Raw genomic sequence first — 24,987 nt, forward strand, 5'->3', positions numbered from 1 at the left:
GGGGCGCGGCCGGGGCCTGATGTGGGGGCTTGTGGCCGTAGACCGTCTTCTTCAGCTGGCGGTGCTCGCCAGCGGTCAGCGCCACCGTCACGGCAGCGCATATGGGCATCGTGAACCGACGGCTCTCGTTCGTATAGCTATTGGGCGCCGGGGACGGAGCCGAGAGAGGTAGGGCGGATGCACGCGGCGCCGGGGCGAACTCGTTCAGCTACCGGGCTGCGTGCGGCAGTTCACAGGGTGATGGCGATGGCGATGTTCGGCTTCTTGGGCAGGTGTAGAACCTTGACGAACCAGTTGCCGATCCGGGACGTGATGTACCGCTTGCCGAGCAGGTTCTGCGCGGCCATGGTGCCGTCCTGGTCGAGCAGTTGGGCGGCACCGGGAAGGGACGCAGCGTCAGTGGAGATCCGTCCCCGCAGATCGCAGGCGGTCACGGTCACGGCGCTGTTGTTGCGGATCCGCTTGACCTTCCAGGAGCCGGCGGGCGTCACGACGAGGAGCTCGCCGTGGGGACCTGTCACATGCCAGACGGGCGTCGGGACGGGTGATCCGTCCTTGCGGTAGGTGGTGAGGCTGATGTACTTGCTGCGTCGGATCTCGTCCATGGCGGGCACGCTTCGGAACCTCGATCTTTCGTGATGGTCCGACCCTTGGCCCCGCGGGCGCGTCGGACGAGTTCTGTCAATGTCGAGGGTGGCGGCGTGTTCTGAGGCGCCTCCCGTGGTGTGGACACTCCGACCAATGGATCTTGTAGATCCGAGGAAGGCGTCCTGGTGGGACGTAGGTTTCCGTATTCCGGTGGAGTTCAGCAATGGTGCCGTCGCGCTGTACCGCGCGTCGGGTGGGAAGCGCCCCTGTGCGGCGGTGGCGGCGGATGTCGGGGGGACTGGCGAGAAGCTGCGCAGTGGGGCGCGCCGGCCTGTCGTGTCGCCGTGAGTTCCGACGCCCCGCAGGTCGCAACGTCCTAGTCCGGGCGGCGGGCCAGAGACGCGAGGATGATCTCCTGCGCGGCGCGGACCGTGGCCGTGAAGGCGGCCGGGTCCCGGCCGATACGTTCGGCGCCGGCGCGTATGGCTCCGGACAGCAGCTCCACCGTGAGGTGCACGTCGCCGACGTTGCGGAACTCTCCGCGCGCTATGCCGTCCCGGACGACGTTCTCCACTTCGACCACGATCGCGTTGAACGGGTTGTCCGGCCCCTTCGGTACCTCGGCGACCAGTGGGCCGGAGCCCGGCCGGAACATCAGCTGCATGGCCTGGTCCGTGCACGCCTCCAGTACCGCCTCGATGATCGCCCGCATCCGCTCCGCGGCCGGGTCCGAGGACCGCGCGGCGATCGCGCCCACGTACCCCAGCATGGGCCGGCTCGCCCGCTGAGTCAGCGCCATGACCAGACCACTCTTGTCGCGGGCGTAGTTGTACAGGGTGTTGCGCGCGAGTCCGGCTCGAGCCGCGATGTGGCCCATGTTGATCGCGTCGTAGTCGCGTTCGAGCAGCAGCTGCCGCATCGCCTCGGCGAGGTCGGACCACACCATCTCGTGGTGCTCTTCTACGCTGGCTCCCCTGATCCGCGGCATCCGATCATCATCTCCTCGTCCCGGCTTCCCTCACGCCCTGGGTCTGCCTCCCGCCTGCCCGGCGGCCGTGCAGGGCAGGCGTCGTGCGCTGTTCCACAAGGAGCGCGCGGATCACTTCGGCCCTCGCCGCTAGCCGTCCTGCCCGGCCGCCAGGGCGGCACCGGCCAGATGCGGGTTCTCCTGGTGGCTCGCGGTGAGCCTTACGTGGCTGAGACGCCAGCCGTCCGCCGTGCGGACCGCCTCGTTGTCGTAGAAGCCGACCACCAGCCAGCGGTCGGGTCCACCGTCGGCCAGCTCGTCCGGGACCCAGTGTTCGGCGCGGACATGTGCGTGGATCGTCGCGCGGTCGCCGTCGATGTCGATCACGTGACCGGTGATGGTGTGGTGCGTTGCGCTGAAGGATGCAAAAGAGCCGCGGAGAGCCTCGACGTAGTCGCCGAGCGGCACGGTCATGGGCGGTATGTCGGCGACCGACTCGAAGTCGATCGTGACCGGGTCGGCCATGACGAGGCCGGGCAGCTCGGTGAACTCCTTCAGGTCTGCGATGTCGGCGTACCGGCCTGTCAGTTCGATGAGATCGGCGCGATCACTGAGCGCGTTCATGGGGGCCCTTCCCTGTTCGCTATGGCGATGCCTGTTCGCTGTGGCGACGCCTGAGCTGCGCATTTTTATGCGACTACCTGTCGTAAAGATTACGACAGGTAGTCGTGAAACCCAAACCGTGGCCATGCGCGCGGTGCCGTTCACGTTTCCCGCAGCAGCCCGACCAAGAACTCCTCGCCGCCGCGATGGCGACGACCCTCAGGCCTCCGACGGCATGCGGTACGTCGCCGACTGGCTGGCCGCCGCGTGGGGCTCGATGTGCGACCTTGTTTCGGTCGAAATGCTTCTTCTTACCCGAGCAGCACGGCTGGTCGGCAGCGATGCGGTCGATCGGCAGCACGGTGCCGTCGAGGATCACGTAAGCCTCGTTCCGCACGCTCCTTATGCCCAGTTCCAGCGTGGGCGCCCGAGCGGCCAGGAGGTTGAGGGCCTCGCGTATGTAGATGCGGGTTGGGGTCGATCTCTACGAGAAGTACGGTGACGACCTGACCGAGGAACAGCTCCGGCAAGGAATCAACGACGCGATGGAGCAAGCGCAGCGCAACGGCGAGGACTTCCCGCAGGTCAGGACCCGGAATTGACGCGCGGGCAGTGGGGCTGCGTGGCCGCCCCCGCAGGCGGCCTGGCCACGGGCGTGCTCGGGTCCGTACTTCTCGCGGCTGCCTGGCGGGCATGCGACGTCGGAGTGAATGGCGCGGCCAACGGCCTTGCGCTGATCTTCTACGGGGTTCTGCTCGCGATCATCTCGGCGGCGTGGTGGGGTGCGTTCATCGGCTACACAGGACGTTGGAACCTCACGGTTGCCCTCCTTGGTGGCACGGCCGGCGCCGCGGTCATGGTCTGGATCTTGGTGGCCCTTCTCCACGTCCCGAACGGCTACCGCTGCTGATGCGGTGCGAGCGCACCGCACGCCCGGGCCGGGGACGCAGCGGCCTGTTGCGTAATGGGGGCCATCCCCGCAGGCGCGGGGATGGCCCCGGCGTGTAGGCGGACACCCCGTGACGGTGACCGCTCGTCAGTCCTGCACCAAAAGTGATCCAGAACCACGATTCACCCGTCGCCGACAAATGCCCCACAGCGCTTCTGTGGGGCATGGCCTTCCCACGCTGGGGCGAGCAGGCTGTCAGGCGCCTTCCTCCACTAGGGCCTTGGCCCTAGTGGAGGTCTGCAGGGTCTGTGGCTGCGCAGATGCGCGTACGGCCTTTTCCGTGCTCGTAGCCGTCCTGCGTGGGCGCAGGAGGACGAAGGCGAGGACGGCGGCCAGGAAGGTCAAGCCGGCCGAGACGGTCAGGCACAGGCGCATGCCCTCGAGGAAGGCATCGCCAACGGCTTTTTGGATCTGGCCCGCCTGCGCGCCGAACGGTACCGAGCCGATCGCGCCGAGCCCTCCCTCGCGGGTTGCGTCCGCGAGCCGGTCGGCCAGTGGGCCGTCGACGCCTGCGTCGGCAAGGCGCCCCGGCAGGGAGGAGACGGCGCGGCTGGTGAGGAGAGCCCCGAGCACGGCGGGGCCGAGTGCGCCGCCGACTTGGCGGAATGCGTTGTTCCCTGCGGCAGCCATGCCCGCGAGCGGGTGCGGGACGGAGGCGACGGCGACGGCAGTCATCGGTGTCGTCACGAGCCCCATGCCGAGCCCCAGCAGGACCAGACGCCAGGAGAGCGAGGCGAAGGACGTGCCTGCGTCGGCGCCGAGCAGTGTGAGCAGCGCGGTGGTCACCATGAGGAGTCCTGTGGTGATCATGAGGCGCGGTGAGACCTTGTGCATGACGCGTCCGGCGACTCCGCTGACGAGCAGCGCGGCCCCGGTGATCAGGAGCATCCGCCAGGCGATACCGAGAGTGTCGAGATGCTGAACCATGCCGAAGTAGAGGCTCAGTACGAAGAAGAAGCCGATCATGCCGAGGAACATCACCATGGCCACGAGTGTGGTGGCGGTGAATCCGGGGCTGCGGAAGAGCGCGAGGTCGAGCATCGGATGCGAGGAGCGCCGCTCGGCGAGGACGAAGGCGATCCCGCTGATCACCGCGACCGCTAGCGCGACGACGACCTGTGCTTCGCTGAAGGAACCCGCCCCGCCCTGGATGATTCCGTAGACGAGTGCGGTGATGGCGAGCGCAGCCGTGATCTGTCCGGGCCAGTCCAGCCGTCCGGCTCGCGGTGCGCGGGATTCGGGCAGCAGCCGCAGGGAGAAGCCGAAGGCGACCAGGGCGACGGGTATCGGTACGAGGAAGATCCACCGCCAGCTCACGTGGCCGAGGATCGTTCCGGCGACCACACCGCCTATGGCGAGCGCCCCGAGCAGGCACATCGCCCAGAAGCCGATGAACTTTCCGCGCTCGCGGTGGTCGGGTACGGCGTGGCTGATGAGCGCGAGCGTGGTCGGCAGCAGCGCAGCCGCGCCGACCCCGGAAAGCGCCTGGCCGGCCCAGAGTTGGCCGATCGAGTGCGCAGTGAGCGAGGTCGCGGCGCCGGCAGCGGAGAGCAGCAGGCCGGTGAGGTAGACCTTCTTGCGGCCGTGCACGTCGCCGAAGACTCCGGCGGTGAGGATGAAGGCGGCCATCGGCAACACGAAGGCGTCCGAGACCCACGACAGTTGCAGGGTGCTCGTGGAGAGAGCCGACTGGATGGCGGTCAGGCTCACCGAGACGCTGGTCACCGGCAGGTAGGCGACGAAGACCCCGAGGCAGGCCATGAGGATAGTCATCCCGCGACGGGGCTCGGCAGCGGGTGGTGACTGGGACAAGAGGACTCCTTCGGAGCGTCGGGACGCCGACGCGACGGATGGGTGGCAATGCGTGAGCGGTACGGCAGGTGTGGCCGAACGGGGCCGCAGGGGGCGGCCGTGCTCACCGGCCGGGCAGCCACGGTGCGGCTCGGATTCGAGGGGGTTTCGAGGCCGTGCGTGCACGGAACCGCCGTACGGGCTTGGTACACCGCCCGCAGGCCTCGCAGTGGGGTCCACGGGCGCAGCGTGAGCTTGCCCGTACATCCTCCAGAAGTTTCCGCCATACCTGACGATTTCCCCAAGCTGCTGCCAATCACATGGAGAGAACCACTACTGTGCGGCTCTTCATGTGAAGATTCCTCCATGCTTAACGCCCTGGACAGTCTTATCCTCCATGCGCTGCACGTGGTGCCGCGTGCCCCGTTCCGTGTGATTGGTGAGGCGGTGGGGGTATCGGAACAGACCGTGGCGCGCCGATACCGGGCGATGCAGCGCTCAGGCACCATGAGGGTCGTGGGACTTGTCAACCCGGCGGTGAACGATCTCACGGCGAGCGTTGTGCGGATCACGCTGCGCCCGGACAGGATCGACGCGCTTGCCGAGGCCGTGACCCGGCTGCCTGAGGTCTCTTTCGCGAACATCTCCTTCGGCGGATCGGAGATCGTCTGTTCGCTGGAAGCGCCTCACGATGGCCGGGTGCCGGACGTGCTGCGTCAGCTTGCCCGCTATCCGGGAGTGACGGAGATCAACACCCGTATGGTGCTGCACGCTTACTCACCGCCCGGCGCCGACTGGGCGCGGCTTGGCCCTTCGCTCCCAAAGGAGGCAGTGGACCTGCTCCTCGAGAGCCATCCCCATCAGCGGCCGCAGGGCCCGATGGCCGAGTTGCGCGAGGACGACGGCCCGTTGCTGGCCATCCTTGCCGAGGACGGCCGGGCGAGCCAAGCCACGCTCGCCAAGGGCACCGGTTGGACCATCGGTCGGATCGCGCGGCGTATGGAGGCCCTGGAACGCTCGGGCACGCTCCTCTACGACGTGGACCTGGTTCCGGAGCAGCTGGGTTACCCATTCGGCGCGGCTCTGTGGCTGCAGACCTCCCCCGAGCGCCTGCACGAGACGGGCACGGCCGTCGCCGCGCTCCCCCGGGTCGTCTTCGCCGCGGCCACGACCGGCGATCAGAACCTCATGTCGATCGTGATGTGCAGAGATGTCGCCGACTTCTACGACTTCCTCAGCAGCGGCCTGGCCACGGTGCCTGGCATCACCGGCTACACGGTGAGCGTCCGCCTGCGTCCCCTCAAGCAGGCTGCATCGCTCGTCTACAGGGGACGGCTGATTCCCCCGCCTCCCCGCCGGTGAGGGCCGCCATCGGTGCCTTTTGGTGTCGCTGGGCCCTTTCTGCAGCCGGTAGGGCAGTACCTGGGACGTAGCCGGCCCGTTCGCCAGCGGCGGGCAGCGAACTGCGGCCCAGGCCATCCCCGCATGGGGCGGGGAGCACCGACAGCGTGCGGACGGCGGTGCTCACGGCGCAGGACCATCCCCGCAGGCGCGGGGAGCACACACGACGTGGGGGCAGCCTCGCCAGTAGCCCGGGACCATCCCCGCAGGCGCGGGGAGCACACCCTCGGGCAGAGCCTTGCGCGGATTGTAACGGGACCATCCCCGCAGGCGCGGGGAGCACCCCACCAGGTCATGGAAGGGCGTGCCCGACAGGGGACCATCCCCGCAGGCGCGGGGAGCACCCGGTGTTCCGCAGGCGGCGGTCCGCAGCCGTGGGACCATCCCCGCAGGCGCGGGGAGCACTCGGCGCCCTTCGGGCCGTGCACGGTCACCTCGGGACCATCCCCGCAGGCGCGGGGAGCACTACGACTGGTTCGGCACCACCGGCACCGGGCCGGGACCATCCCCGCAGGCGCGGGGAGCACCTAGGAGTTAACCCTTGCGACCGAACGTAGTGGGGACCATCCCCGCAGGCGCGGGGAGCACGCCTCGCAGTAGGCGTAGTGGACGCCCCTGTCGGGACCATCCCCGCAGGCGCGGGGAGCACTTCTCTCTCGTGGAACAAGGTGGATGGTGCCGGGGACCATCCCCGCAGGCGCGGGGAGCACTGATCGAGGATGGATCTCTGTGTGGACTCTGAGGGACCATCCCCGCAGGCGCGGGGAGCACCCGCACAGCACCATGTCCGGTCGCGCCGCGGGGGGACCATCCCCGCAGGCGCGGGGAGCACTCCCTGATCTCTTGCCACGCGGTTTCGACGGCGGGACCATCCCCGCAGGCGCGGGGAGCACGAAGTGCTTGAGGGCTTGGCGGGGGTTGCCGAGGGACCATCCCCGCAGGCGCGGGGAGCACTTCTTCGCCGCCGAGTACCGCATCCCCGCCGAGGGACCATCCCCGCAGGCGCGGGGAGCACCTACGAACACGACTGGCACGCTGACCCGAAGGGGGACCATCCCCGCAGGCGCGGGGAGCACCGTGCCAGGACTTCCCGCATGTGCCATGTCGCGGGACCATCCCCGCAGGCGCGGGGAGCACTCATACCCGCAAACGTATTGCATACGCCAGACGGGACCATCCCCGCAGGCGCGGGGAGCACTCTCAATTCGAATACAGAAACCCACGATTGTGGGGACCATCCCCGCAGGCGCGGGGAGCACGATCTCCTGGATGAGCGGAGCAGCGACGTCGGGGGACCATCCCCGCAGGCGCGGGGAGCACCCTTCGTGACCTGCAGCGTTGCTAGGCCCGGGTGCTGTTTTTGAGCAGTTTCGCTGAATCGGGCATAGTGCTCAATTTGCCGACCGGGTCGTCATCGGCCGAATCGACGACGCTTTGCCGCATTGCTCCAGCCCTTCTTCGGAGGTGGCGTGGTGGAAGGGCTACCAGGCTTGGGGCGTCTGATGAGGGTCAGTCCCTCATGGTCGACCGGGTGCCAGGCGTGGTCGTGCGTACGGAAGGTGAAGCCCTGCTCGTTGTTCGTGGTGTGGGCGAGCAATGCCCGCCCCTGGTCGGCGTACTGCTGGACCTCTGCCCACAGCAGGTCACGGATTCGTGCGGACGGGTTGCCGATGAACACGCCTGCGGAGATTTCGAGCAGCCAGCGCGTGAGGAAGCCGCGCAGACCGGCAGGACAGTTGGTGAGGACGATGACGGTCACCAGGTCGTCTCCACATCGTCGTAGCCGTCGCTACCGCCATAGTTGCGACCTGCGGCCACTGCCTGGCCGCCGTCGCTCTGCAGGGTGACGACATCGGGGGCGTCATTCGAGGCGGTTGTGGAGAGGGACCCTTCTGGCAGGAGGAGCCCCTTGATGTCGTTCACGCAGCGGTCCAGCAGAGATGTCTCGTTAATGCGGTCCCGGAGCGCACGGCGTGTCCGCGGGCCGACATCCTCCTCGTCCTCGGCGGCGACATCGAACGCGAGAGGGATGCCGATCTCGGTCTTGTACAGGTCAGCGATGTCGAGAACGAACGACAGCTCGTGGCCAGAGTGCACGAAGCCCAGAGCTGGACTGCATCCCAGAGAAGCCACGACCGCGTGGGCGATGCCGTACATGCACTGCGCTGCCGCGGTGACGGCCTGGTTGACCGCGTCGCCGCTGCTGAAGTCGCCGGGGGTGTACCGGCGGCCGCGCCAGGGCACACCGGTACGAGCGGACTGGGCGCGGTAGCAGTCCTTGACGCGGCGGCCTTCGTGGCCGAGTAGTTCGTGGCGGGTCAGGCCTGCGGGATCCTCGTCAGGGAAGCGAAGCAGGTACATCGCCCGTGCGACGCCGAGCCTGCTGCGGACGTTCGCCCATTGCACGGCCTGCGCCTCGGCAAGAGCGGACGAGCGGGTCAGCGCGCGGCCGCCGGCGTAGTAGCGCACGCCATGTTCGCCGACCCAGCAGACGGCGGCTCCCGTCTCCCCCAGGACGCTCATTGCCTGGTGTGTGATCCGGGTGCCTGGGCCGAGGAGCAGGGTGCCGATGGTTGCCGACGGGATGTGGGTGGTGCCTTCGGCGTCCTCGGCCGTGATGGCGTTGGCGTCGCGGTGCACGGTGCAACGCTCGAGGTAGATGAAGGACAAGCGTTCACCGGTGCGTGTGAGCTGGCGCGGGGTGAGAGCCGCGCGCCGGGAGACCGTTGTCATCAGCTCACTCCGCTGTCCCGAGAGGCGCCAGGGTGAGCAGGCCGCAGCCGTAAGCCTTCGCCTTGCCGAGCCCTTGCCGCAGCGTACGGCGGAGCAGTTCGGGGTCGGTGACCTCGAGCCGACCGTCGAAGGTGACGGTGACCAGGCTGACGGGTGCCTTGCGGGCCGCTGCCGTGCCCGGGGCACGGGACTTGTCGAAGGAGAGAGCACGTCTGTCGTGGACCGTGAGCTCGTAGCGGTCGCCGTGGTGGGGCTGACCTGTGAGGGTGGTGCCGCTGGGTAGGAGACGCCGGTCGTCGGGCTTCTCGAGGACACGGAACCCGCACTGCTCCTGCCGCTTCAGGAGCCACCCCATCTGGTGCACGGGCGTGATGTGGGCAGTGCGCTTGGTGGGCTCGTCTTCCTTGCGGCGGATGTGGTGGACGGGGTTGGCCGTCAGTCTGAAAGCCCAACGGTCCCCCGTGGTGAGCCGGTCCAGGAACGGGCCGTAGGGGCGGCTCTCCCAGCCCGGTGCGGAGCGGGAGGCGACTGCCGGCCAGCCGGCCTGCTCGACGAGGTGGGTCATGTCCGGCTCGTCGGGGCTGACCACGTAGAGCATGACCTCGGCGCGGGCGGTGTGGTCCAGGCGCCACAGGACGCGCGGTCCGTCCGGAGGAGGCGTATCGGTGGGCAGCAGCGCCGGGAAGGAGGACATGACGGCCGCGTGCATGACCTGCGGGGACGACAGCAGCCTGCGGGCGCCGGGGCGCGCGGTGTTCACGCGGAAGCGGGTGAGGAACATCAGGCGCTCTCTTCCTTGAGGGCGTCCAACGGCTCGTGCCGGGGCTGTCGCCGAGCAGACGGGACTGTGACGCGCACGCTGTCGCTGACGACGGTGCGCAGGGCATGCCGGCGGTGTTCGACGGCAAAGCTGACCGGCTGGTCGCGGAGGGTGTCCGCGAACTCCGCCTCGTTGTCGTAGGCCTCGCGGAGTACAGCCAGCTCGATCTCTGTCCGGTTCCGGTGCTGCCTTCGGTACCAGGCGGACGCCTGCCAGGGCACCTCGCTCAGTACCTCCATCAAAGAGGTGTCGTTGTGGAACCCGAGGTCGACAGGCTGGGCCGGCGGACAGGAACGTCGGCCGAGGAATGGTGCGTACACCGGGTTGCGCAGCGCGGCATGGAGATCACCTAGGAGGTCGGGGTTGCCTTCTACGGCGGCGACGAACACGGCGTCGGCCAGATAGAAGCGCTCGGAGAGGGGCATGGACTTGCCGCTGACGCCATGGTGAGCGGTCTGGAAGTCGCGTACACGGGTGCCGGGCTGATCGATCCGGACGGCGAACCGGAGGGCTGCCAGAGGCTCGAGTCTCGTGTCGTCGCCCCGCTCGACGCCCGCGGCGGCGGCGAGCATGCCGATGACCGCGCTCTTGGTGGGAGCGGATTCGGTGGTGCGCCGGGTGAAGCGTGCGGAGGCCCCCCACGCCTGCAGGGGGCCCGCGAGCCGCAGGCTGAGCACGCTCATGCGGGCTTCTCCAGGCGCTCGGCGACGGCCTTGCCGACTGCCGCGACGAGCTCGCCGATGTTCTGGGACTCGGTGCCGATCCCGGCGAGTTTCGCAGTGTTCGGGCCGACGCGCAGGACCCAGGTGAGGGTGGAGTTCTCGTCGCCGTACGCGCGCTCGATGTCGGGGATGAACTCGGCGAGGCGCTCGGACGCCTCACGGACGTAGCCTCCCTGGTCGCCGCGGACCGGCTCCTCGAAGGCGGCGACGAAGCTGACCGGACGGGTGGTGCGGAGCTTGACGACAACGGCGTCGGGCATCGTGTGGTGCCCGAACGTGTTGATCTTCCCGGTGGGCAGTGACGCGGTGAAGCCGTGTACGAACGCTTCCACCGCACGGCGCACCGGAGTGCTGAGAGGCTCGTCCTCGCGCAGCCCCTCGCCGAGGTTCGCGGCGAGCTGGTGTACGCCGAGGGCCGCGTAGCGGTACAGCGTCGACGAGTTGAAGTCGACTGTGCCGATCATGCCGGCGCCTGTCTCCTCGTCGGTGTTCTCGTCGTCGACAGCGGTGTAGTAGTCCGATTCGTTCTCGACGCGGTGGACGCTGATGGCGTGGGCGACCTGGACGGCGGCGTCGACGTTGAAGTCCGCGGCGTCGGCGACCATCCGCCCGAAGAGCGCGATGTCGACCGAGTGGTGAGTGTCCGCGATCTCCTTGGCCCGGTCCTTCGCCTTCTTGTCCTTCAGGTGGGCCGTGATGTCGGCGGCGCCGTCCACGGCCAGCCGGGCCAGGCCGTCCAACTGGCGAGTGCTGAGGAAGACGAGGTACTTGGCCTCCGGCGCGGGCTCCGGCTCGCCTTCCTTGGCCGCGGTCGCCTTGCGCTTGGGCACCTCTGTCTTCAGGCCGGTGGCCTTCACGGTCTCGTCGGCGATCAGCAGCGCGGCCTCATCCGCGATCGAGGGGTCGAGGGCTGTGATCCGTGCGGCCACCGCCTCCACGATCTTCTTCGTCCGCACTCCGAGTTCGCTCGCATCCAGCAGGTGTTCCTCGGAGAAGTAGGTGCGGGCTGCCCGCTTCCAAGCCTGGCTGGAGACCCGAGCACGCGGCACTCCCCCGTACACGGCGGTCTTCGGGGCACCGGTGTCGTCACGGTTGAGGTTGCTGGGCGGGACGGTCTGGAGGGCATGTACGTCGAGGAAGATGCGGTTCACGAGGCGTCCTTGTCGATGTCCGTGCTGCGGGTGGTCTCGTCGCCGGTGGAAGCTGGGGCATCGGGCGACTGCTCTGCGGTGGTCTTGTCGTGCCATGCGTGAAAGGAATTGCCCCACTCACGGCGCACGGTGTCAGCGCCTCCGGGGCGTTCCCAGGTATAGAGCTGTCCGGCCAGCAGGGCGTAGTCCAGGGGGATGCCGTCACGGCGCAGCAGGACGACGATGTCGCGCAGCCGCTGGGCGAGGGTAGCCAGGTCAGGGGCGGTGCCCGCACGAACCAGCCGCTTGTGCAACGAGTCGTTGATCTCGCCAGGCTTCATCATGCGACGCACGCCGGTTCCGAGCCCTTGTCGGCTGTTCTGGCGGTCGGGCTGATGCATGCCGGTCGGACGGGACTGCTGGTGCAGCGCCCACAGGGTGAGGGTTACGTGCAGGGCATCCTCGGCGCGTACGAGGTCGCTCTCGCTCAGGGGCCGAGCACCCTCCGGCGTCACGTGCAGGGGACCGATATCGATGAGGCTCCATAGGTCGGGGAGCTGGCCGGCCTTCCGTCCCGCGCCGCGGCGCAGCCTTGCCAGGGCCGCCACTTCTCGGGACTGGTCGGCGAGGTAGCCCCGTTGCAGGCCGGCCAGTTGCCGGGCGGCGAGCTCGACGACTCGCTTACGCGGCGTGAGAGGTTCGGGCGCGGTGTGGGTGGTCATGCCAGTGCCTTCACAGTGGTCTCGGAGGTCGGCTGCTCATCGGTGTCCGGGGGTGGGTTGGACGGGTCGGGGCGCCCCAGGTCCCTGCTCAGGGCAATGTGGAACCACTTGTCGGCCAATGCGGAGTTGAGCCACTCCGCGCCCTTCTTCGTGTCGACGATCCGTCCCTGCCACGCGCCCTCCCCCGCGGCGGCCATGAGCCGGTCGCCGAACCCGACGGCGAGCTCGTACACCTGCCGCTGCCATACCGTGCGCTGTTCGTACGGGTCGTCGGCCTTGGCCAGGTCCCGGAGCCAGGCACGGTAAGGGGCCTCGATGAGCCCGTAGGCGCGGTCCCGTGCGACGGCACGTGGCCCGTCCGTCTCGGTGCCGGCCGCACGGGCCAGGTTCGTGGCCAGGTCGCCGATGGCGTAGACGGCACGATCGGCGTCCTCCACGGCGGCGATGGCCTGCTCGGCGTAGCGGCGGTCCTGCTGGTGGAGGAGGACGACGGCCATGGAGACTGAGTCGTCGACGATCTCATCGATCACGGACTGCTGGGTGCCGTACTTCGGGCCGATGACGCGTGCACGCACGAGGAAGCCACGCTCGAGGTGGCGTTCCGATACGAGGCGGGCCACCCACTCCAGGACCTGCGGCCGGAGGTAGGCGGGGGCATCCGACCCCTGCCCGGAAACGGAGGCGTCGGCAATGAGCGAGGCGATCCCCCGCCATGCGGCCCGTTCGGGGTCGTGGTCGCGCGGAAGATAGACGAGGCCTTCCCGCAGCTTCTTCTCCTGAGCGGGGCTGCGCCTCCAGGCCGTCATCGGTTCGCGGTCATGCTTGTTACGCGGGCTGAGCGGGTCGCCGTAACCGAGGACGACGCCGTGCACACCCTGGTCGTCGAAATGCAGCCGCAGGCGCCGTGTCTGCCACGTGTACAGGTCGCGCACGCCGCTGGGTGCGCGCTCGGTTCCGCCCGGACCGGAGGGATCGCGTCGCCAGGCCGGGGCGTCCTGCTCATCGATCCTCACGCCCTCGGTGTCAGCGGCCACGAGATTCAGCAGCAGTGTCTCGCGCAGCGTGGGGCGTTCGACGAAGACCCCACCGAGGTTGCCGGCCCAGCCGACGCCGAGCGGGTAGACCTTCCCGCCCTTGGCACGCTTGTCGCCCTCGACGCCTGTCTTGATTCCGGAGGTGTCGTACGCGTGCGTATGAACGACCCAGCGGGCCGCTTCGGCGAAGGTGAGACGGTCGACGGTGGGCATTCTGGCGCTGAAGAAGGGTTCCCCGTTGGGGACATCCGCCACGATGCGGTTGAGGGAGAACACCTCGTCCTTCGCCGTTCGCAGGCCTGCGGTCTGGAAGAACGGCGCGGTGGTGTCCAGCAGGTCGAAGCGGTCGGCGTGCGCGTCGAGATAGGGGCCCACCGGCGTGAAGCACTGCTCGTCGTTCCACAGATCGAACCAGTCATCGATGTCCTCGGGTCCGCCGAGTGCGTCGTGGGCGACAGCGAGAAGCAGACGCACCAGGGCGAACTCCTGGGTGGGCAGGTCCCCGACGATCCGCCGTAACTCGGACGCCTGCTCGAAGACCTGGCGCAGGGAGAGTTCGTCCTGCTTGCCGTTGCTCCTGAGCACGGGGATCCAGGGCTGTGTGGTCAGGTCGAACGAGGGCGCGTCGTCGCGGTTGCTCTGGCTGCTTTCAGGCACGGGTCACCTCAAGGCCGTCGCTCTTGCTGTACCGGAGGGCGAAGCCTGCCAGGTGGGTCTGACAGTCCTCGTCGAGCGCGAGAATCAGCTGGCCGGCCAGCCAGTGACTGTCCTTCACCTGCCACGCGGGGACGTGCAGTTCTTCAAGTTCCGAGATCGCCCGGTCCATCGCATCGGCGTAACTGAACTGGATCGGCAGCCTCAATCCGCAGGATGCGGCGGTACGTGCGGCCAGGAGCGCAGGGACCTGGCCGGTGGGCAAGGCCAGCCCGGCCAGGGTGCGGCCTCGGCGGTCCGGGGCGAGCCACGGGACCGTCGTGAGGGTGCCATCGGATTTCTTCTGCACCACTACGACTTCCAGGCTTTCGCGGCTGTCGCGTACCTGTGCCTTGCCTCGGCTGGTGTCGTCCGCGTCGCCGACCCCCGCGGTGACCCAGCCGAACAATGGCCGGCCGGGGCGGGCCGCTGCACCCAGGCGGAACGTCGCCGCCCGCTCGGCCTGGTCAGCACGGTGCTCGTTGTACTTTGCGCGTGCTGCTTCCATGTCCTGCGCCCAGTTCGCGGGGGCAGAGACATCCTCGGCATAGGCGTGCTGCACCAGAGGGCTGATATCGGCCGGCAGCCGTACGGGATGCCGTGGTCCGCCGTCGAGATGCGGAAGCAGCGCGGCAGCGGACCGCAACAGGGCGTACGCCCCGTACACGGCGACCGAACCGCGTACCGGCTCGGGAACGCCGGTGGCCCAGTCGACGCCGCTGACCAGACAACGCGCCGTGCGGAGCCGTGCGGGACGCTCTGTCTGGTCCTCACCTCCACGCAGATGCCGGTGCAAGCGGCCCATGCGCTGGAGCAACAGGTCCGCCGGACACAGGTCCGTGACCAGCAGGTCGAAGTCGACATCGAGTGACTGCTCGGCGACCTGACTGGCGACCACGACGTGCATGGCCGGCCTGCCTTCTGCCTTGCCCGGGGGCCCGAACCGCGTGAGCAGCGAGGCATCCTTGGCCGCACGATCCACGTCGATGAAGGAGGAGTGCGCGACGGTCACGTTGGCGTCCCCGAACCGCTCCCGCAGCGTTTTTGCCGCGTCAAGCACACGACGCACGGTGTTGCGTACGACGAGGACGCAACCACCGCCTTCGAGCTCCTTCTCCAGCCGGTCGGCGAGAAGAGCCAAATCGTCATCGATGCGCTCCAGCTGGACGTCCACCCCGCGACCCGAGGCCGAGGGGCGTCGCAGGACCGGTGCTCCGCCCGGCGCAACAGCTGTCAGAAGGGGGTAGTCGTCCGCCTCGGCGACAGCGCTGAAGTCGCGGGCATCGCCCTTCTGCCTCCCCGCGTACGCCTCGACCAACTCGCGTCGCCGGGCTGCCGGGAGGGTCGCGGAGAGCACCACCACCGGAACGCGGTAGGCGCCCAGCCACGAGAGCACCCGGTCGAGATAGACGCTCATGTAGGTGTCGTAGGCGTGCGCTTCATCGATGACGATCACTTTGCCGGCGATGGCGAGATGACGGAGAGCGAGATGGCGGCTCTTGAGCCCGGCGAACAACAACTGGTCGATCGTTCCCGCGACGAACGACGAAAGCATGGCCTTCTTTCGGCCGCGCAGCCAGGTGTGGGCGACCAACTCGGCGGAAGCTGAGCGGGTACGGCGGCTGTAGGGCCGCAAGTCCTGCCGGTCGTCCGCTCCGTCGAGGTCGAGGGCCTTGACCTGGCCCCGTTCCATCAGGTCGGTGAAATCCTCGTTGAGCGCGGACTTGGAATGAGCCAACAGGACCGAATGACGCGTGTCCCCCGACGCGGGGAGCCGTTCGAGCCAGTCGAGAAGGCGGGGGAACATGGCGTTGCCCGTGGCCATCGTGGGCAGGGCGAAGAACACCCCGCCGGCACCGGATCGTGCGGCGAGGACTTCCGTGGCGGCGAGCGCGGCCTCGGTCTTCCCCTCCCCCATGGGCGCCTCGATCACCAGCAGCCCCGGTTCGTCCATCGTCCGGGCCAGCTCCACAGCCGCCTCCTGGACGGGGCGAACCTTCGCACCCGGAGGCAGTGCGAAGCGGGAGGCGAACAGCTCCTGCACATCGGCAGTCGGCTCCGCGGCCTGCCACGCTCCCGGCAGGTTCAGACCTCGCCATGCAGCCGTGATCCGCTCCTCGCTGCTACGGGAAGCGTCCTGAGGGAAGTGGGGGAAGAGGTCGGGATTGCTGGCGATCCAATCGGAGACGATGACCAGCGCCGTGAGGAGAACCTGCACCGGTTGCGGCAACTTCACCGATCGCCATGCACTGAGCCTTTCCTGCACACCGAATTCCGCCGCGCAGGCCTCCAACAGCTCCTGCTGCACGCGTTGCCACAGTTCCCCGCTCCGGCCCGGGGTGCGTAACAGCTGAGGGTGTCTGTCCAGAGCGGTGATCTGACCATGCTCGGGAGGGACTCCGTGGTGCCCGCCCACCGCCACGGTGAACTGGCCCGTCTGCGAGGCAGCCCAGCCGTGCTGGTCTTCCAACCACTCCCCCAGCAACACCTGCCCGGCCAGCCCGTGCGGAGCCAACTTCCGGTCCGCACCCATCGCCCGTTGGGAGCGCATCTCCAGCCCATCGGCTCGCATGACCTGCGCGAGCGGTTCGACCTGGCAGGCGAATGCTGGTGTGGCCTTGCCGATGTCGTGCACGCCGGCCAGCCACACAGCAAGACGACGTCCGTCGTCCACGCCATCCGGCAGGGCGCCGGTGATCAGCTTCCGGACGGACAGTGGCAACCATTCGTCCCACAACCGCCCTGCCACTGCAGCGCTGTCCTCCATGTGCCGCCACAGAGGTAGCCATGCGTCAGAGTCCCGGTCGTGCTTGGCCCACACCTTGAGCACGGGGCCGTGCAGTCTTGCCCGTAGGCCGGTGTGGAAGTTCCCCTCGGCTGTCATGCCAGATGAATATCTGGGAAGGACCAGATTCCGCAGGTGAATGAAGAAATAGCGGAGAATGTGGTCTCACTGTGGTTGTTACTACCTCAACTGTGGCTAGCCGTCAGTACAGTTGATCAGTTGGCTGTTTCGGACTTGCTGCCGAAGTGGGGTCGAAATGGGATTTATGTCGGTTTGCTTGAAAGTGCTCAAAAACGAGCCACCCCGGCGGTAAACCTGCAGGTCACGGAGTCTGCTCCCCGCGCCCGCGGGGATGGTCCCGAAAACATCATCATCAACGAAACCGGGACAAACTGCTCCCCGCGCCCGCGGGGATGGTCCCCACCAGGACGCGACCTACGGCGTTCACGGCAGCTGCTCCCCGCGCCCGCGGGGATGGTCCCTGCTCGGACGGAGGGCCAAGACGCTGGAACAGCTGCTCCCCGCGCCCGCGGGGATGGTCCCAACGCCCTGACCAACCTCACCAAGAACGGCAGCTGCTCCCCGCGCCCGCGGGGATGGTCCCCGTGGCCACCGCTCCCCAACGGGATCGGCGAGCTGCTCCCCGCGCCCGCGGGGATGGTCCCGAATGATCCAGCCGATGCCATCATGAGTTACGCTGCTCCCCGCGCCCGCGGGGATGGTCCCTCGTCGCCCACGCCCGCCGCGAGCTTCTTCTCCTGCTCCCCGCGCCCGCGGGGATGGTCCCCTGGCCGTGCCGGTCGTCGGCACCGACCTGGACTGCTCCCCGCGCCCGCGGGGATGGTCCCGAGACCAGCATCTGACCACTCCGGGGGGAGTCCTGCTCCCCGCGCCCGCGGGGATGGTCCCCGGCGGCACTGCGTGGCGCGTCTCCCGAATTCCTGCTCCCCGAGCCCGCGGGGATGGTCCCGGGCTCGTGCTCGCCGCCCGGGAGACGCAGGCCTGCTCCCCGCGCCCGCGGGGATGGTCCCGGGCGAAGGCCGAGCTGCCCGAGAAGTGGCAGCTGCTCCCCGCGCCCGCGGGGATGGTCCCGAGCGGAGGGTCGGGTGAGGGGCCCTGAAGCCCTGCTCCCCGCGCCCGCGGGGATGGTCCCCGTGCCTTCGCACCGGCAGCCGGGTCCGCTGACTGCTCCCCGCGCCCGCGGGGATGGTCCCATCCGGCACAACCGATGCAAGGATCAACACCACTGCTCCCCGCGCCCGCGGGGATGGTCCCGGGCAAGCCAGGATCGTTCAGGGTGGGCATGACTGCTCCCCGCGCCCGCGGGGATGGTCCCGTTCGAGAACGTCGCCAGCAGGCTGGGCCCTACTGCTCCCCGCGCCCGCGGGGATGGTCCCATCTGGCGGTTCTCGTACACCTGGGAGCTGGACTGCTCCCCGCGCCCGCGGGGATGGTCCCGCGCCGAGGCGGCAGGCAGCCGGACCCAGGAGCTGCTCCCCGCGCCCGCGGGGATGGTCCCGGGGGCGAGATGGGGCGGGTTACTGGGCGGCGCTGCTCCCCGCGCCCGCGGGGATGGTCCCCCGGCCCCGGAGATCCGCGAGATCCCCATCGACTGCTCCCCGCGCCCGCGGGGATGGTCCCCTCACCAACAAGGAGAACTGATGGCCCGCTACCTGCTCCCCGCGCCCGCGGGGATGGCCCCCTCTGCGACGGGCCGCTCAAAGGGCTCTTCGACTGCTCCCCGCGCCCGCGGGGATGGTCCCACCAAGGTCCACGCGCTGGGCGAGTCCATGACCTGCTCCCCGCGCCCGCGGGGATGGTCCCGGCGCGCACGGCGCATACGAGAGCGAGACGCGCTGCTCCCCGCGTCCGCGGGGATGGTCCCGACTGACAGGGGGCGCCGGTCACGCTACGAACATGTTCCCCGCGCCTGCGGGGATGGCCCCTGATTGATCCTGATTCCCCCGCCCTCTCCTCCCCCGACAGCCACAGGCACCCCCTGGGTTGACAGCCTCATCGGCACCCGACCCGCCGTTCAAGACTCCGGCGGAGGCGTCAGCCGGATACCAGCAGGCTCTTGCCGCGCACAGAGCTGCTTAGTCATCTCCGTCGGAGTCGCCAACCGGCCGTTAGCGCAGCCCCGTGATCAGGCCGCTCAGGGTTCGACGAGACCCTCGATGTTCAGTGAGACAGGACAGTGCGCGGGGGAGCCGGCGCCGGCAGGGGCGCGCTCGTCTTGGGCTGTGTTGTCCGCGGACAACACGGAGGTCCTGGGTGTCGGAGCGGCCCGTGGGCGGCTGGCGCTGTCGCTTAACCCCTGTATGAGGATCTGATGCGGCAGCTGAGAACCAGGTCGGCACCACGATTCTCGGTCGAGTCACCAAGCTCGTTTTGTTCGGTGTGTTCGCGGCCATCGAGAAGGTGGAGAACGTTTTGGAAGGGCTAGGCTGTTTCGTTTGGATCACAGTGGGGTCGAGTGATGACGGTGGGTCCTGGGTGGCACCCTGGACCGATGCGACCTGGTACCAACGTCACCGAGCACGGCCTGCGGCATCTGCTCAATGAGTGGGATCCGATCGGCGTCGCAGACGATGTGCAGGATGAGTACGACTGCATGCTCGCCCCGCTGCTCCAGCAGCTCCGGGATGGCGCCGACCAGCAGGAGATCGGCGATTACCTGCGGCACGAGCTGGAGGATCACTTCGGTCTCGATCCTCTGGGCCTGCGGCCGGAAGCGATGGCTTCCCGAGTGATCTCTTGGTGGACAGCTGCCGACCAGGCCGGTGGCTCCAGCGACGGGTAGCCGTTCACTCCAGTTCGCCTGGTCGCTTGTCCAGGCGTGCCATTGTCTGACGCGCAGTAGGCGTGGATTGGGCCGTTACCTCCGAACCGGACACCGAAGCGGGGTGGCCAGTGGCAGGACCACTTCCTTGGTCGAATCACATACTCAGCCGAAGGCCGCCCGCACGTACAGCAGTTACCACTCCGAGTGATCAAGTACGACGAACCGTTCGGATCTCTAGGTTAAAGATCAAGCTAAGTGCACAACTCCGAACTGACCGGCTGTCAGGCGGGGGAGCCCAGCTCGGTATCCAGGGTCGGACGTACTCTGCGAGTCAAGATTCTGGATGGTGACCCGGCCCACCGCCCGACGCTCTGGCCCAGCGGCAGGAAGACACAGAGGCCTATGGCCCGTCGGCCCGCGTTCTTCGATACGCGGTGGAGGCATCGCTTGTCCTCAGGCGGTCCGTAGCCTGGCTCGGATGCCCAGCAACCTCGTAGCCGCAGAAAAACAGGTGCGCCTGGGGTCGGACGACCCCAAGCGCACCAATGAGTGCGTTCACACGTACGCGTGGAGCTCCTCGATCAGCTGCGTCAGCTGCTCGGGGGGAAGCCCGGACGCGAGAGTGCGCGCCTGTTCCTCGACGGATGCGCCGAGCTGGCGCACCAGGAGCATGCTGCGCTCATTCGCCGGTTCGGCCGCCTCGTTCCCCCGGGGATTCGTCTCAGCCGGAGCCCCGGCCGTGCGGGTCGTGTTGTCCGTGGACAACACGGGAGCGGGGATGCGAACGACCGATGCCGACGAGTTCGGCTCGGCGACATCCGTGTTGTCCGCGGACAACACGTGCTCTTCGGCGGGAGCGGGATCCGCAGGAGACAGCGTCGGATCCGAAGCTGATTGATCGGCCTTGGCCTCCGTCTCGCGCGGTTTGTTGTCCGCGGACAACACGGAACCCGGGGCGGGGGAGTGGTCCACCGGTCCCGCGTTGCCGGCCGGGGCAGCAGGTGCAGCAGCGGTCTGCTTGGCTCGCTGCAGGAGAAGCTTCTCCTCCTCGCGCGCGCGGACCTCCTGCTCGCGGGTTTCCTTGAGATGGGCCAGCAACACGGCCCCGTCGAGTCCTGGCTCGTCCTTCAGCCGCCGCGCGAGCAGACGGCCGTCACGCTCGGGGAGAGAGCCTGAGCTGAGCATCGCCTGTAGCTCAGCGGGGAGTTCCAGGAGAGCGAGCTGGTTGGTGACCCAAGAACGGTCACGCCCGAGCCGCTTGGCGGCCCGGGTGCGGGCGCCCTTCTCCGACTCCTCGCTGCACACCCGCACGAGTTCGAGGACGCCGCGCGCACGTTCCACGACATCGAAGTCCTCCCGCTCAAGGTTCTCCTTGAGCAGGTGATCGACGAACTCCTCGCGGGAGGCCGCCAGATCGTCGCGTACGACGAAGTCCAAGGCCTCCAGAGCTACATGGACCGCGCTGCGGAATCGCCGCTCGCCATTCACCAGCACGTAGGCGGAGTCGCCGATCTGCGCCTCGTGCTCGGGCCACAGACTCAGGTACGCGGGACGGGATACGGCGACGCACGCTGCGAGCTGGGCAATGCGCAGCTCCTCACCGAAGCGGGTGAGGTCTTCCTCGGAACCGAAGTTGCGGCGGGGGTTGAGCGGCGTCGGGGCGACGTCCTCCAACGGTAGGCGCCGCAGCTCGTACGCGGGAACATCGCCCTGCACTATGGCCTTCGCCCGGCCACGGGCACTTCGGCCACGCGGTACGCCCCCGAAGGACGCGCCCGTGCCGAGTCGGTCGGCGACACTCATGACATGACCTTCCGAGCAACGGCCCGCATGATCTCGGACTGCTCGCATTCCGGGGCGTAGGACAGCAGGGGCTGCTTGAGGCGCACGGACTCGCGCTGCTCCTTGAGCTCAGGCATGACACCGACGACCGGCGGGTCGCCGATCTCCTTCCAGCTGTGGAGCGAGGATGTGGCGATGTAACCCTTGCGGCTGTCATACATGTTGACGATGAACCCGAGCATTGAGATCTCGACCTCCATGTCGGCACACAGGTCCTGGATCTGGTCGTAGAGCATGTCGTACGCGTCAGCGGACGAGTCCTCCGCGAGCACAGGGATGAAGATGCCGGACAGGCCCGGCGTCTCGTCTTCGCGTGTGCGGCAGTAGTACAGGGCCGTGTCCATCGTGTACCCGAGGCTGGGCGGGCAGTCGACCACGATGTAGTCGAACTCTCTCTCCAGTGGCTCCAGAGCCTTCTCGAGCGCAGTCTCCTTGATGCGTACGAACCGGCTGGTGGCGAGCTTGGCATCGAGCAGAAACGCGTCCTTGCAGGCCGGCAGCATGAACAGCCGCCCGCTGAAGGCACTGTCCTCTATCGGGACGAGCAGGTCGCGGAGGTCTCCCTTCGCCTCGCCGAGCATGTGCTTGGCCAGGCTGGGGGCTTCGATGTCGAACAGCTCGTACCCGAGCTGCTTGGTGAGGTGGCCCTGGGGGTCGAAGTCGATGAGCAGGACGCGGTTGCCTGCTTCGGCCAGCGCCTGCGCGACACCGGAGGACGTGGCGGTCTTGCCCACCCCGCCCTTCTGGTTGCCGAAGATGAGCCGGCGAGCCCAGCTGGGCCGCGTTGTGCCTCTGCGGGGGGAGGGGTGGGTGTCGAGCCACAGGCGGATTGCCTGGGCGATGCCCTGGTTGAAGGGGATGCCGCGCTGCTTGCAGTCGTCCTTGAACTCCCCGTACAGCCCGGTGGGGAGATAGGTGGAGAACGAGCTGCCCCCTGTGGTGTCCACGGGGGAGCGCTCGGCGTCATCTGCACGCCATGCCTGGACGCCTTCGGTCACGGCGTCCTTGATGTCGACGCCGAACTCGGCTGCTCTGACCTTGAGTTCTTGCCTCAAGGCCGCCGGCAGCTTGGCGACTACCTTTTCCCTGTCATCGGGGGAGTATGGGACGGTCATGTGGTTACCTTACTCACCTTGCTGGGAGTTGTGACGCAGGCGGGGTCGGGAATTTCCGGCGTGTCACACCGATGGGGGAGCGATGCTTGAGGCGGACCCATGAGCGAAGTCGGCGAATTTGGGGTGGAGAGGGAGTGAATGTCTGATTCGCTGAAAGTGCATCAAAACCGGGCTGGTCGTCGATGGAACACCAGGTCAGCGAGTCTGCTCCCCGCGCGTGCGGGGATGGCCCCTCCCCCGGATCCGGCCCGTCGACATCCGGCGCCTGCTCCCCGCGCGTGCGGGGATGGCCCCCCTGACCCGGCTGCGGCAGAGCGGTGAGCAGTCTGCTCCCCGCGCGTGCGGGGATGGCCCAGACCCGGACAAGCCGCCCATCCGACGAGAAGCCTGCTCCCCGCGCGTGCGGGGATGGCCCCCTCAAGGCGTGCCGGCCAGGCATCGCCTACCTCTGCTCCCCGCGCGTGCGGGGATGGCCCCCGGACCGCCAGCAGGCCCGCGAGACCCTGATCCTGCTCCCCGCGCGTGTGGGGATGGCCCCTGGCGGTCGGCGCGGGTGCGGCGAGTGAACGACTGCTCCCCGCGCGTGCGGGGATGGCCCCCCGCCACGGTGCGCACGGCCGCCGGCCGCACACTGCTCCCCGCGCGTGCGGGGATGGCCCCCTGGCCCAGCTCGTGCTGCGGTACGCGGCTTCCTGCTCCCCGCGCGTGCGGGGATGGCCCCCTTCAACAAATGGTGTGAACACGTAGTCACCACTGCTCCCCGCGCGTGCGGCCCCCCGGCCGTTCCCGGCGCCAACGGCCCCTGGCTCTGCTCCCCGCGCGCGCGGGGATGGCCCCTGTGACGATCCGGAACAGCGAGTACGCCGTGTCTGCTCCCCGCGCGTGCGGGGATGGTCCCAGGACGTCGTCCAGGTTGAAGCTGCCCTTGACCTGCTCCCCGCGCGTGCGGGGATGGTCCCGGGGCGGACATCTGCGGCACGATGAACACGCCCTGCTCCCCGCGCGGGGATGGCCCCATGCCGACGGTGTCGGAGTCCTGGATCAGGGCCTGCTCCCCGCGGGTCTCCGAGTTGGCGTCATCCGCCAGATGACGTGCTCAGTACGGGGTGGTGCTCAGGGGGCACGGAAGTCCTTCGTGTCCGGGTACTTCACGTGGGTGCAGCCGCGCCGCTCGGTGATGTCGTCGACGTACGCGTGGAACAGCGCCGACAGCGTCTCGGGGCCGAGCACGTTGTCATAGGTGTAGCTGGAGCTGAGGGTGTGCAGGGCAGGCTTGCCGTCGCAGATGGAGGAGGCCCACCACGCGCCGTTTGCGTGTCCGGCTGTTCCCGCCGTGATGACCTCGTCCTCGTCACCAAGGCCGTCGTATCCCACCGTGTGCGCCTCCGCGCCGAAGTAGGAGCTGGTGCGCAGCCACCATGGCGAGTGAGTGAGTGCACTGCGTGCGTAATCGCGGTCGTCGTCGTGCAAGCCGTCGGCAATACGGCTCACCTGGTCGGGGCTGACCGCCAGGAGGCAGCCTTCGACGGGGTATGAGTCCCGGGCCGGTGCCGCGAGGGCACGGTCGGGCAGTCGGCCTTGTTCTCGTTCCTTGACGTGCCGGGCAAACCAGAGGCATGAGCCGTCCGCCGACTGCGCGGGTCGGAGGGCAGACGGTACGGACGCCAACTGGCGGTCAGGCAGGGCGGGCAGCTGGGTCCGGCAGCCGATCCGGTCGGTGAGCTTCTCGGCGGCCGAGCGGGCGATGTGGGCGAGGCGTTCACGGTCCGCTGCGGAAACGTCCTCGTAGTCGGCGCGGGCCGTAACGTTCAGCAGCTTCGGAGCCGTCGCACGGCTGCCCGCGCCGCACTCGGCGCGGATGGTGGTGTACCCGTTTCCGTACCGGCCCAGTGCGCCATCGCCGATCGGTCGCGGTTCGGGGCGCCGGTCAGCGATCGCGGTGACATCGGATTTCTGACTTCCGCGACTGTCACGGAACGGCTCGAGATCACCGTCATCACCGATCCAGTACAACGGCGTGGAAGTGTCGCTGCCCCGCACAGTCAGCGTGAACAGTCCCGTGGTCTTGCCGGGACCAGGCACCTTGTAGACGGTGCAGGAACCGGGCAGCTCGTCCACATCGAGTCTGGACTCCTCGTAGTCGCTGCCCTTTGCCCGGATCATCCCGCCCTGTAGGTCCATCACCGCGGCCCCGGACACAAGCCGATCACACGCCGCGCTGATGTCGTCCTCGCTGGAGGCGTGGTCCCGGATGTCATCGACCGTCAACCAGCCCGCATACAGGCTCAGTCCGATCCCGCCATACGC

19 protein-coding genes and 3 CRISPR repeat arrays are annotated in these 24,987 nt (G+C 68.4%); of the genes, 4 read left to right on the forward strand and 15 right to left on the reverse strand.

Features of this window, described 5'->3' with window-relative positions; translation table 11 throughout:
* Nucleotides 1-230: 230 nt before the first annotated feature.
* The 3 genes from ACIREO_RS35205 to ACIREO_RS35215 form a co-directional block, all read right to left on the reverse strand.
* On the reverse strand, nt 231-605 hold the full coding sequence (locus ACIREO_RS35205; RefSeq protein ID WP_404117910.1) for a PPOX class F420-dependent oxidoreductase: 375 nt from the start codon (nt 603-605) through the stop codon (nt 231-233).
* Nucleotides 606-964: 359 nt separating this feature from the next.
* On the reverse strand, nt 965-1,576 hold the full coding sequence (locus ACIREO_RS35210; RefSeq protein ID WP_404117912.1) for a TetR/AcrR family transcriptional regulator: 612 nt from the start codon (nt 1,574-1,576) through the stop codon (nt 965-967).
* Nucleotides 1,577-1,705: 129 nt separating this feature from the next.
* Nucleotides 1,706-2,179: a nuclear transport factor 2 family protein gene (locus ACIREO_RS35215; RefSeq protein ID WP_404117915.1), complete on the reverse strand. Its 474-nt coding sequence runs from the start codon at nt 2,177-2,179 to the stop codon at nt 1,706-1,708.
* A 443-nt stretch (nt 2,180-2,622) separates the two neighbouring features.
* Here ACIREO_RS35215 and ACIREO_RS35220 point away from each other — a divergent pair, with 443 nt between their 5' ends.
* Nucleotides 2,623-2,760, forward strand: a complete 138-nt coding sequence (locus ACIREO_RS35220; protein WP_404117917.1) for a hypothetical protein — start codon at nt 2,623-2,625, stop codon at nt 2,758-2,760.
* Nucleotides 2,757-3,068: a hypothetical protein gene (locus tag ACIREO_RS35225; RefSeq protein ID WP_404117920.1), complete on the forward strand. Its 312-nt coding sequence runs from the start codon at nt 2,757-2,759 to the stop codon at nt 3,066-3,068. Before ACIREO_RS35220 ends, ACIREO_RS35225 begins: the two co-directional genes overlap by 4 nt.
* A gap of 234 nt (nt 3,069-3,302) precedes the next feature.
* Here ACIREO_RS35225 and ACIREO_RS35230 read toward each other — a convergent pair whose 3' ends face one another.
* Entirely contained in the window at nt 3,303-4,880 is a 1,578-nt protein-coding gene (locus tag ACIREO_RS35230) for an MFS transporter (protein WP_404117923.1), read from the reverse strand.
* Between the two features lie 384 nt (nt 4,881-5,264).
* Between ACIREO_RS35230 and ACIREO_RS35235 the strand changes: the two genes are divergently transcribed.
* Nucleotides 5,265-6,260, forward strand: a complete 996-nt coding sequence (locus ACIREO_RS35235; RefSeq protein ID WP_404117926.1) for an Lrp/AsnC family transcriptional regulator — start codon at nt 5,265-5,267, stop codon at nt 6,258-6,260.
* Between the two features lie 109 nt (nt 6,261-6,369).
* A CRISPR array of direct repeats spans nt 6,370-7,619; the repeat unit is 28 nt; unit sequence GGACCATCCCCGCAGGCGCGGGGAGCAC.
* A 91-nt stretch (nt 7,620-7,710) separates the two neighbouring features.
* Here the strand turns inward: ACIREO_RS35235 and cas2e are convergent.
* From cas2e to cas3, 8 genes are read right to left on the reverse strand one after another with little or no spacing between them, the layout of a single operon-like run.
* Entirely contained in the window at nt 7,711-8,058 is a 348-nt protein-coding gene (gene cas2e, locus ACIREO_RS35240; RefSeq protein WP_404117929.1) for a type I-E CRISPR-associated endoribonuclease Cas2e, read from the reverse strand.
* Complete coding sequence (gene cas1e, locus ACIREO_RS35245) at nt 8,055-9,032, reverse strand: type I-E CRISPR-associated endonuclease Cas1e (RefSeq protein ID WP_404117931.1); 978 nt, start codon at nt 9,030-9,032, stop codon at nt 8,055-8,057. Before cas1e ends, cas2e begins: the two co-directional genes overlap by 4 nt.
* Before the next feature lie 4 nt (nt 9,033-9,036).
* Complete coding sequence (cas6e, locus tag ACIREO_RS35250) at nt 9,037-9,813, reverse strand: type I-E CRISPR-associated protein Cas6/Cse3/CasE (RefSeq protein ID WP_404117933.1); 777 nt, start codon at nt 9,811-9,813, stop codon at nt 9,037-9,039.
* A complete protein-coding gene (gene cas5e / locus ACIREO_RS35255; protein ID WP_404117936.1) occupies nt 9,813-10,535 on the reverse strand; it encodes a type I-E CRISPR-associated protein Cas5/CasD in 723 nt (240 codons plus the stop codon). Before cas5e ends, cas6e begins: the two co-directional genes overlap by 1 nt.
* On the reverse strand, nt 10,532-11,725 hold the full coding sequence (cas7e, locus tag ACIREO_RS35260; RefSeq protein WP_404117938.1) for a type I-E CRISPR-associated protein Cas7/Cse4/CasC: 1,194 nt from the start codon (nt 11,723-11,725) through the stop codon (nt 10,532-10,534). Before cas7e ends, cas5e begins: the two co-directional genes overlap by 4 nt.
* Nucleotides 11,722-12,426: a type I-E CRISPR-associated protein Cse2/CasB gene (gene casB, locus ACIREO_RS35265; RefSeq protein ID WP_404117940.1), complete on the reverse strand. Its 705-nt coding sequence runs from the start codon at nt 12,424-12,426 to the stop codon at nt 11,722-11,724. Before casB ends, cas7e begins: the two co-directional genes overlap by 4 nt.
* Nucleotides 12,423-14,117 (reverse strand): type I-E CRISPR-associated protein Cse1/CasA, encoded by a 1,695-nt coding sequence (gene casA, locus ACIREO_RS35270; protein WP_404117943.1) that lies wholly within the window; start codon nt 14,115-14,117, stop codon nt 12,423-12,425. Before casA ends, casB begins: the two co-directional genes overlap by 4 nt.
* Complete coding sequence (gene cas3, locus ACIREO_RS35275; protein WP_404117946.1) at nt 14,110-17,037, reverse strand: CRISPR-associated helicase Cas3'; 2,928 nt, start codon at nt 17,035-17,037, stop codon at nt 14,110-14,112. The genes casA and cas3 overlap by 8 nt, the downstream gene beginning before the upstream one ends.
* A gap of 232 nt (nt 17,038-17,269) precedes the next feature.
* Nucleotides 17,270-18,884: a CRISPR direct-repeat array (repeat unit 29 nt; unit sequence CTGCTCCCCGCGCCCGCGGGGATGGTCCC).
* A 566-nt stretch (nt 18,885-19,450) separates the two neighbouring features.
* On the opposite strand from cas3, the gene ACIREO_RS35280 reads away from it, so the two are divergent.
* Nucleotides 19,451-19,741, forward strand: a complete 291-nt coding sequence (locus ACIREO_RS35280) for a hypothetical protein (RefSeq protein ID WP_404117948.1) — start codon at nt 19,451-19,453, stop codon at nt 19,739-19,741.
* 537 nt (nt 19,742-20,278) lie between these two features.
* Here ACIREO_RS35280 and ACIREO_RS35285 read toward each other — a convergent pair.
* The 3 genes from ACIREO_RS35285 to ACIREO_RS35295 form a co-directional block, all read right to left on the reverse strand.
* The gene (locus tag ACIREO_RS35285) at nt 20,279-21,526 is read right to left on the reverse strand and encodes a ParB/RepB/Spo0J family partition protein (RefSeq protein WP_404117951.1); all 1,248 of its coding nucleotides are present in this window, start codon (nt 21,524-21,526) and stop codon (nt 20,279-20,281) included.
* Complete coding sequence (locus ACIREO_RS35290; RefSeq protein ID WP_404117954.1) at nt 21,523-22,680, reverse strand: ParA family protein; 1,158 nt, start codon at nt 22,678-22,680, stop codon at nt 21,523-21,525. Before ACIREO_RS35290 ends, ACIREO_RS35285 begins: the two co-directional genes overlap by 4 nt.
* Nucleotides 22,681-22,884: 204 nt before the next feature.
* Nucleotides 22,885-23,753: direct repeats of the CRISPR family, unit length 25 nt; unit sequence CTGCTCCCCGCGCGTGCGGGGATGG.
* Nucleotides 23,754-23,793: 40 nt separating this feature from the next.
* A complete protein-coding gene (locus ACIREO_RS35295) occupies nt 23,794-24,948 on the reverse strand; it encodes a hypothetical protein (RefSeq protein WP_404117957.1) in 1,155 nt (384 codons plus the stop codon).
* Nucleotides 24,949-24,987 lie beyond the last annotated feature (39 nt).

The sequence above is a fragment of the Streptomyces sp. NPDC102441 genome, assembly GCF_044765585.1.
Lineage (GTDB): Bacteria > Actinomycetota > Actinomycetes > Streptomycetales > Streptomycetaceae > Streptomyces.

Bases quoted from the DNA above. Each gene is read 5' to 3' on its own strand.
- ACIREO_RS35205 (WP_404117910.1), bottom strand. From the start codon at position 605: ATGGACGAGATCCGACGCAGCAAGTACATCAGCCTCACCACCTACCGC.
- ACIREO_RS35210 (WP_404117912.1), bottom strand. From the start codon at position 1,576: ATGCCGCGGATCAGGGGAGCCAGCGTAGAAGAGCACCACGAGATGGTG.
- ACIREO_RS35215 (WP_404117915.1), bottom strand. From the start codon at position 2,179: ATGAACGCGCTCAGTGATCGCGCCGATCTCATCGAACTGACAGGCCGG.
- ACIREO_RS35220 (WP_404117917.1), top strand. From the start codon at position 2,623: ATGCGGGTTGGGGTCGATCTCTACGAGAAGTACGGTGACGACCTGACC.
- ACIREO_RS35230 (WP_404117923.1), bottom strand. From the start codon at position 4,880: ATGACTATCCTCATGGCCTGCCTCGGGGTCTTCGTCGCCTACCTGCCG.
- ACIREO_RS35235 (WP_404117926.1), top strand. From the start codon at position 5,265: ATGCTTAACGCCCTGGACAGTCTTATCCTCCATGCGCTGCACGTGGTG.
- cas1e (WP_404117931.1), bottom strand. From the start codon at position 9,032: ATGACAACGGTCTCCCGGCGCGCGGCTCTCACCCCGCGCCAGCTCACA.
- cas6e (WP_404117933.1), bottom strand. From the start codon at position 9,813: ATGTTCCTCACCCGCTTCCGCGTGAACACCGCGCGCCCCGGCGCCCGC.
- cas5e (WP_404117936.1), bottom strand. From the start codon at position 10,535: ATGAGCGTGCTCAGCCTGCGGCTCGCGGGCCCCCTGCAGGCGTGGGGG.
- casB (WP_404117940.1), bottom strand. From the start codon at position 12,426: ATGACCACCCACACCGCGCCCGAACCTCTCACGCCGCGTAAGCGAGTC.
- cas3 (WP_404117946.1), bottom strand. From the start codon at position 17,037: ATGACAGCCGAGGGGAACTTCCACACCGGCCTACGGGCAAGACTGCAC.
- ACIREO_RS35280 (WP_404117948.1), top strand. From the start codon at position 19,451: ATGCGACCTGGTACCAACGTCACCGAGCACGGCCTGCGGCATCTGCTC.
- ACIREO_RS35285 (WP_404117951.1), bottom strand. From the start codon at position 21,526: ATGAGTGTCGCCGACCGACTCGGCACGGGCGCGTCCTTCGGGGGCGTA.
- ACIREO_RS35290 (WP_404117954.1), bottom strand. From the start codon at position 22,680: ATGACCGTCCCATACTCCCCCGATGACAGGGAAAAGGTAGTCGCCAAG.